At 42.4% G+C, this 203-nt stretch carries 1 pseudogene; it reads left to right on the forward strand.

The window, feature by feature from the left end:
- Positions 1-203: pseudogene (locus AACW06_RS21165) on the forward strand (IS982 family transposase); the annotation flags it as partial.

Raw genomic sequence — 203 nt, forward strand, 5'->3', positions numbered from 1 at the left:
GACTTTTGTAAGGCTTTTCTACCTCAGTGGCAAAAACTTCAGCTTGAAAGTGGCGAACGAAAGCGCAACCGCAAAGGTCGTATGTCCGAAAGCGAAATAATGACCATCGTTATTGCTTTCCATATGTCGCACCAGCGTGACTTTAAGAATTACTATCTTGGTATTATTCACCGATACTACAAAAATGAGTTCCCGACGTTGCT

Source organism: Vibrio sp. S12_S33, from assembly GCF_963889785.1.
Lineage (GTDB): Bacteria > Pseudomonadota > Gammaproteobacteria > Enterobacterales > Vibrionaceae > Vibrio > Vibrio aestuarianus.